The following is a 7,806-nucleotide window of genomic DNA, read 5'->3' as shown; positions in this document are numbered from 1 at the left end:
CGTGTAGTTCTCGATGTACCAGCCGTTGCGGAGGACGACCCACGGGCTGCCCGAGCCGCGGAGGATCGCTTCGGTGGCCTCGTGCTCGCCGGCGATCGGCAGGGTGCTCGCGTCGGCGTGCAGCACGCTCGTGTACGCGAGGAGTTCGACACCGGCGGCCTTGGCCGCCTCGATCACCGCACGGTGCTTCTCGACGCGGTGGCCGAGCTCCGTGCCCGATACGAGAAGCAGGCGCTCGACTCCGGCGAGCGCCGGCGCGAGCGTCGCCGGCTCCGCGTAGTCGCCGTGTCGCACCTGCACGCCGCGCGACGCGAATCGCGCCGCCTTCTCGGGATCGCGAGCCACGGCCACGAGCCGACCCGGCGGGACGACCTCGAGCAGGCCGTCGAGGACGAGGCCGCCGAGCATTCCCGATGCACCGGCGACGGCGATCATCCTTCACTCCGTTGGTTCATGACTCGCTCGGATTCGTGGACGACCTTCACGCCACCCAGCCAGCGGACAGTGGGCGCCACCGGCTCGCGCTCCACTCGCGCGCTCAGCACGGATCGAAACGCCGCGCGATACGACCAGGCGAGGAAAAGCTCGAGCCCGAGAACGACCATCGCGAGAGGAAGTCCCGACGGCGCGAGAAACACGTGGATGGCGACGATGTTGACGATGACCGGCGCAAGCAGGATCAGTGCGAGTGGCACGAAGCGGCCGGTCAAGAGCGCGACGCCTGCGATCGTGTAGATCCCGAACAGCAGAGGGAAGAAGTACCCGCTGGCGACGAGACCCCCGATGAGCTCTCCAGCCTTCCCCTCCATCTGCGGCTGGGGGAGGAATTCGAGAAACCCATTCAGACCCGAGACGAAGAAGATCAAGCCTAGAAAGACGCGCAGTGTCGAAGCGGATTTGGATTTCATGGCACTTGCTCCTCGCTCCGGACCGTCGCAGCGCAAGGCGCGTGCCACAGCTATCGCCCGCCAACCGAGCAGCGGGAAGCGCGGCACTCTTCCAGTGCCGAAGCCGATGCCTGGCATCCGGCAGATTCGCCGGATCCCGGCAGGTTCAAACGGCAGCGCGTGATCGCGGATAGGCGCGATCGTCTTCTCGACGTCCTGCAGTCGGGCAATCGTTCCCGCGAAGCGCCGCTACGGTCTCTCCCAGCCGCCGCCTAGTGCCTTGTAGAGGTTCACGACCGCCAGAAGCTGATCGCGCCGTGTCTGAGCAAGCGCGACCTCCGCTGGGTAGAGCTGCTGCATTGCATCCAGCACGTCCAGGTAGTTCGAAGTGCCCGCGGCATAGCTGGCAAGCGACAGTTCCGCTGCTTCTCGAAGCGCGGTCACCTGACGTTCCTGCGCGGTCCGCTCCTCTGCGAGTCGCCCCTCCGCGGCGAGCGCGTCGGCGACCTCGCGGAATGCCTCGACGAGCGTCGCGCGGTACTGCGCGATCGTCTGGTCCCAGAACGCCTGCTGCGCGTAGTACGACTCGAGCAGCTCACCTCCTTGGAATACGGGCCCGGTCACGTTCGCGGCAATGTTCCAGATGCTTGCGCCGTTCTTGACGACGTTGCCGATCTTCGGGCTCTCCCCGCCGTACAGCGCTGAGAGGCCGACGGTCGGAAAGAAATTCGCGACCGCCACCCCGATGGCGGCATTCGCCGCGATCATGTTCTGCTCCGCTTGCCGGATATCCGGGCGGCGCCGGAGTAGGTCGGCCGTCAGTCCCGGTGGTGTCGCGGGGGTCGTCTCATCGACGAGTGGCATGCCGCGGTCGATCGGGCCCGGGTTTGTGCCGAGCAGCGCGCTGATCACGTCTTCCTGCTCCGTGATTTGCCGTTGCAAGGCGGCGATCTGCGCGAGGCTCGACTGCAGGTTTGCGTCGGCCCGCGACGTCGAGATCTTCGTGTCCGTCCCGCCGAGATAACGCGCCGTGAAGACGTCGAGCGTGTGCCGATAGGTCTCCGCACTCTCGCGCGCGATGGCGAGTTCGCGATCGAGTTCGAGGAGCTGGAAGTAGTCAGTCGCCGCTTCGCTTACGAGTGTGACGATGACGCCGCTTTGCGCCTCCTCGCTCGCGAGGAACTGCGCCCGCGCCTGCTCGGTGGAGCGACGAATCCGTCCCCACACATCGATTTCCCAAGACAGATTGAAGGCTCCCATGAAGAGATTGAACGTCGCGCTGGGCACCGACGTCCTCTGGCGCTCTGCCGACCCCTGATATCCGACCTGGGGATGAAAAGCCGACGCCGCGACGCCGACCTGCGCGCGGGCTTGCTCGACGCTCGCGACAGCGCTCTGGAGGTCGTAGTTGCCCTCGAGCACCCGGTGAACGAGCGCCTGGAGAACGGGGTCGCCGAACACCTGCCACCACGGGAGGTCGGCGAACGAGGCCGCGTCCGCCGGCTCGATGCGGCCGCGAAAATTCGCCGGTGTGTTGGCCTGCGGGCGTTGATAGTCGGGGCCGACCTCGATGTTCCAGAGTCGGCCGAGGAAGCCGTGGGGCGCCGTGACTGGCGCGCATCCCGTCAAGGAGAGCAGCGCCGCCACCGCCGCGCGCACGCCCCAGCTCGTCACCGTCCGTGCTCTTCCATGGGGACGTCAGTCGGGCTCGATGTGTCCGCTTCCGCGGGTCGACGCCAGCGCCGCGACACACGCTCGACGACTACGAACAATACGGGGACGAGTAAGATCGCGATGGCGGTCGAGAACAGCATGCCGCTGATCGTCACGGTGCCGATCAGTCTGCGGGCGATGCCGCCGGCGCCGAGCGCCGACCAGAGCGGCAGCAGTCCGAAGATGAACGCGAATGACGTCATGAGGATCGGGCGGAGCCGGCGGCGCGCGCCGGTCAGCGCCGCGTCCACGAGCGACGCGCCCCTCTCCAGCTCCGACTTGGCGTACTCGACGATGAGAATCGCATTCTTCGCGGACAGGCCGATCAGCATGAGGAGGCCGACCTGCGCGTAGACGTCGTTGTCGAGCCCGCGCGCCCAGAGCCCCACGAACGCTCCCGCGACCGCGATCGGTGTGCTGAGCAGGATCGTCCAAGGCAGCGACCAACTGCGGTAGAGCGCCGCGAGGATCAGGAAGACGAGGACGAGCGAGAGGGCGAAGACGCCGAGGCCGCTCCCAGCGATCGACTGCTGGTAGCTCATGCCGTTCCACGCGTATCCCATGTCGCGCGGCAGGACCTCGTCGGCGACAGCGGCGACAGCGGCCATCGCCTGGCCCGTGCTGTAGCCCCGCGCCGGCACGGCGAAGACCTCGACCCCGCGATATCCATTGAATCGAGTCACGAACTCGGGGCCGGACGACTTCTGCAGGTCGACCACGGACGAGAGCGGCACCATCTCGCCGGTTCCGTTGCGGACATGGAAGAGGCTCACGTTCGACGGGTCGGCCCGGTACTGCGGCTCGGCCTCCACGAACACGCGCCAGACGCGCCCGAAGCGGTTGAACTGGTTCACGTACGTGCCGCCGAGCAGTGCCTGGAGCGATCCGTACACGTCCTGGATCGGCAACCCGAGCTTGAACACGCGATCTTCGTCGACGTGCGCGAAGAGCTGCGGTGCTGCGGGCGTGAACGTCGTTCTCATGAACGCGATCGCCGGCCGTTTGCGCGCCTCGGCGATGAACCGCTGCGTGTTCTGCCACAGGTGGTCGACGGTGCCACCAGCGCGGTCCTGGATGAAGAAGTCGACGCCGCCGGCCTGCCCGACGCCTGGAATTGCCGGCGGCAGCAGTGCCATGACCTGCGCCCCGGGGAGCGCCGACAGCTTTGCGTTCACGGCGTCCACGATGGCGTCCGCCTGCAGCTCGGGCGTCGCGCGCTCGTCGTAGGGGGCGAGCTGGACGAAGGCGAGCCCGCTCCGGGGGCTGCTCGTCTGCGAGAGGATGCTGAACCCCGACACCGAATTGATGTAGTGAACGCCGGGCTGGCCCTTCAGGATTTCGTCGAGCTTCCGCATGACCGCGTTCGTCCGCTGCAGCGATGCCGCCTCGGGAAGCTGGACGTTCACGAGGAAGTAGCCCTGGTCCTCCTGCGGCATGAAGGACCGCGGCAAGACCTTCCCGAGACCGCCCGCGAGGGCCGCAAACGCGGCGAGCAGGAGGAACGCGAGCCCGGCCCGCCGGATGAGGAAGCGCGCGCCGTGCACGTAACCCGTCTGCGCCGACGCGAAAACGCGATCGAACACCGCGAAGAAAGGTCCGAGCAGTCCGCGCCGCCCTTCGTCCGACCGCGGGCGTAGGATCGCGGCGCACTGCGCAGGCTTGAGCGTGAGCGCATTGACGGCCGAGAGCAAAACCGAGAACGCGATCGTCAGTGCGAACTGCCGGTAGAGCGAGCCCGTGATGCCAAGGATGAAGCCCGCGGGAATGAAGACGCTCGAGAGCACGAGCGCGATACCGACGACCGCCCCGCCGACCTCGTCCATCGCGGCGACCGCGGCGTCGCGCGGCGAGAGGCCTTCATCGATCTTCGCCTGGACCGCCTCCACGACCACGATCGCGTCGTCGACGACGAGCCCGACGGCGAGCACGAGACCGAGGAGCGAGAGCGTGTTGATCGTGAACCCCATCATCGGGAAGAACAGGAAGGTGCCGATCAGGGACACCGGGATCGTCTGGATCGGAACCCACGTCGCGCGAAGGCTCTGGAGAAACACGAACACCACGACGAGAACGAGCCCGATCGCCTCGACCAGGGTGATGACGATCTCCTTCGCGCCCTCGGTTACCGGAATCGTCGTGTCGAGTGTCACGTCGGCCTGCATGTCTTCCGGGAACCGGTCCGCTAAGCGAGCCATCGTGGCCTTCGCGCGGTTCGCCGCGCCAAGCGCGTTCGACCCGGGGACCTGATACAGGCCGATCAACGCCGCAGGCGCACCGTTCGTGTAGGCCTGCATGTTGTAGTTCTCGACGCCGAGTTCGATGCGGGCGACGTCCCGGAGGCGGACGAGGGAGCCGTCGGCGTTGGCCCGCACGACGATGTCTCCAAACTCCTCGGCGTTCACGAGGCGCCCGCGGGCGCGGACGGTGTACGTGTGCTCGCGTCCGGGCGGCGCCGGCTCGCCCCCGATCTCGCCGGCGGGGTTCACCGTGTTCTGCGCGGAGATGGCATTGGTCAGGTCGGTGACCGTGAGCCCCATGTTCGCGATCGTGTCCGGAGCCACCCATACGCGCATCGCGTAGTTCGATGCGCCGAAGACGCGGACCTGTCCGATGCCGGGCACACGAGCGAGCTCGTCCTGCACGTTGACCGCGATGTAGTTGGAGAGGAACGTCTGGTCCCACGTTCGGTTCGGCGAGGTGACCGTGAAGACGAGCAGCGGGATGCCGGCCGTCTGGATCGTGGTGAGGCCGTAGGCATTGACCGCGGTCGGCAGGCTGGCCTGCGCCTGTGCAAGCCGGTTCTGGACCTGGACCTGATCCATGTCGATGTCCGTCTCGACATCGAACGACACCTGGAGCGTCATCGTGCCGTCGTTGGCGGAGATGGCCTGCATGTAGATCATCCGCTTGGCGCCGTTCACCTGCTCGTCGATCGGCGTTGCGACGGACTGCTCGACCGTGAGCGCGTCGGCACCGGTGTACGTGGCGGTCGTCTGGATCTGCGGCGGAGCGATCTCGGGCAGTTGCGCGACCGGAAGCCGAAAGATCATGACGCCGCCCGCGATCACAACCAGAATGGCGAGGACCTGCGCGACGATCGGGTGATCGATGAAGTAGCGCGACACCGCACCCCCTTTATCCGTGCGCAGGCGCTGCGGCCGCGGCCGGAATCGACGTATCCAGCTTCGCGCGCACGACGATGCCGTCGCGCACTTTCTCCAGCCCTTCGGTCACGACGCGTTCGCCCGGCTTGACGCCGTCCTCAATGATCCACAGCCCGTCGACTTGCTCGCCCACTTTCACGGTGCGCAGCGCCACTTTGTCGTCGGCGCCGACGACGGCGACTCGGTGCACGCCCTGTGTCTCTTCGACGGCGCGCTCCGGCACGAGCAGGGCGCCGCGCACGGTCACTGGAGCGCGGACCTTCGCGTACAATCCCGGTCGTAGCGTCGCATCCGGGTTCGGGAAGAGAGCCTGTACCAGGATTGTCCCGGTCTGCTTGTCGGCCTGACGGTTCGTGACGTAGAAGTGGCCGACGAGCGGATACGTGCGGTCATCGGCCAGGATCAGCTGGAGATCCGGCTCATCCGCGGCGCGTCCCTTCTCCTGGTGCTCCTTGATCTTGTCGGCGACGCGGAGATACTCGCGCTCGGTGATCGGAAACTGGATCTTTATCGGGTCGACCTGGGAAACGGTCGTGAGCACGCTAGCCGGTGTGACGAGATCACCGACCTGGACAGGAGCGATCTCGGCGATGCCGTCGATCGGTGAATAGATCTTCGTCCACTCGAGGTTCAAGCGGGCGGTCTTCACCGCGGCCTCGGCGCCCTTTACGGCGGCTTCGCTCGCGTGAGTCGACTGGACGGCGTCGTCGAGCTGCTGTCGGCTCACCGCACCGCGCCCGACGAGCGGCGTGTACTTGGCGACGTCGAGCTGGTTCTTCCGGAGATCGGCGCGCTGCTGTGCGAGATCGCCGAGAGCCTGGTCGAGCGCGGCCTTGTACTGCCGATCGTCGATCTCGAAGAGCAGCTGATTCGCTGTCACGTGCGCGCCGTCGCGATAATCCTGCTTGAGCAGATAGCCCTGGACTCGCGGCATTACCTGCGCGTTCACGAACCCGACCGTCGTCCCGACCCACTCGGTATAGATCGGGACGTCCTTCTGGGCGACCTCGCTCACGAGGACTTCTGGCGGCGGCGGCGGTACCTCCGCTTTCTTGCAGCCAAACCAGAAAGGGCTCAGGAGAACGCCGAGTGTCGCTAAGAAGGCACGCTTCGGGCCCCACCGCTCGCTCGGTGTCCGGTCCCGATCTGCGGTGGTGACTCCGAGCATGCCCGCTTGAATCGCAAGCTGCGTGCCCGCGACTCGACAGAGACCAAAACGGCGCCGCAACCCAGCGCGCCGAATCCTGTGCCCGGAATCCGGCACGTGCGCCGGACCTGGGCACTCGTCGGGCACCCGCGGACGCTAGTCACTCGATTCCCGCGCCGACGACGCTCTTCAGCGTGCGGAAGCCTGAGCAGGTGCGTCCGACTCGGGCGGGCCGCTAGAAGCGAGTCGGCTGTCCAGTCCGGCTCGGGCCAGCTTGGCCGACACCATCTTTTGAATGGGATACAGGAGACCGACGGTCACCAGGGCTGCGATGGTCACCAGCCAGCCGAGAACGTCGTAGTGCTCGAGAGGCTCCCCCGGACGCTGCACCACGATCAGGCCGGCCACGGCGGCCGCCACGCCCCCCGAGAGCTGTGCGACGGAGCCGTTCGCCGCCATGAAGGCGCCGCGCTCGGCCAGCTCGGGGACCTCCGAGACGAGCGCCTGGCTCGAGATCATGCGCGCGCCGATCGCGCCGTAGAGCAGCACGTGGATGGCGATGACCCAGGCCAGCGGAGTCTCGCCGAGCCGGCAGTAGACCAGCACCATGGCGATGGACACGAACGATCCGATGCTGAACAGCCGGTACTTGCCGACCCCGTCGCTGAGCCGGCCCAGGAGCGGGCCGGCCGCGAAGCTGGACACTCCAGCGGCCAAGTAGACCCAGGGTAAGTGGTCCAAATCGATCTTCAGGTTGTTGACGCTGAAGGCGCTGGCAAAGGGCATGAGCATGAAGCCGCCCGTGGTCATGAAGATCGTGGCCAGGAAGACCAGGAGATAGCGGCCCTGGCCGACGGTCTTGACGAGATGAGCTAGGGGATTCCTAGTGACTTGC

At 66.8% G+C, this 7,806-nt stretch carries 6 protein-coding genes; all 6 read right to left on the bottom strand.

Annotated elements, in window-relative coordinates:
* Positions 1–435 (bottom strand): NAD(P)H-binding protein (locus VMS22_12530; protein HXJ34851.1); only part of this gene is annotated, 435 nt, incomplete at its 3' end.
* Positions 432–1,025, bottom strand: coding sequence for a hypothetical protein (locus VMS22_12525; GenBank protein ID HXJ34850.1), 594 nt, complete (start codon positions 1,023–1,025; stop codon positions 432–434). The genes VMS22_12525 and VMS22_12530, both read right to left, overlap by 4 nt.
* 111 nt (positions 1,026–1,136) lie before the next feature.
* A complete protein-coding gene (locus VMS22_12520) occupies positions 1,137–2,561 on the bottom strand; it encodes an efflux transporter outer membrane subunit (GenBank protein HXJ34849.1) in 1,425 nt (474 codons plus the stop codon).
* Positions 2,558–5,725 carry an efflux RND transporter permease subunit gene (locus VMS22_12515; protein ID HXJ34848.1) on the bottom strand — a complete coding sequence of 1,056 codons (3,168 nt, stop codon included), beginning with the start codon at positions 5,723–5,725 and terminating at the stop codon, positions 2,558–2,560. Before VMS22_12515 ends, VMS22_12520 begins: the two co-directional genes overlap by 4 nt.
* A gap of 10 nt (positions 5,726–5,735) precedes the next feature.
* Positions 5,736–6,932, bottom strand: a complete 1,197-nt coding sequence (locus VMS22_12510) for an efflux RND transporter periplasmic adaptor subunit (GenBank protein HXJ34847.1) — start codon at positions 6,930–6,932, stop codon at positions 5,736–5,738.
* Positions 6,933–7,100: 168 nt separating this feature from the next.
* A partial coding sequence (locus tag VMS22_12505) for an MFS transporter (GenBank protein ID HXJ34846.1) occupies positions 7,101–7,806 on the bottom strand: 706 nt, incomplete at its 5' end.

Source organism: Candidatus Eisenbacteria bacterium (assembly GCA_035577985.1).
Classification (GTDB): Bacteria; Desulfobacterota; Binatia; order DP-6; family DP-6; genus DATJZY01.
Note: the sequence above shows the minus strand (reverse complement) of the source record. Positions and strands in the feature narration are given on the sequence as shown.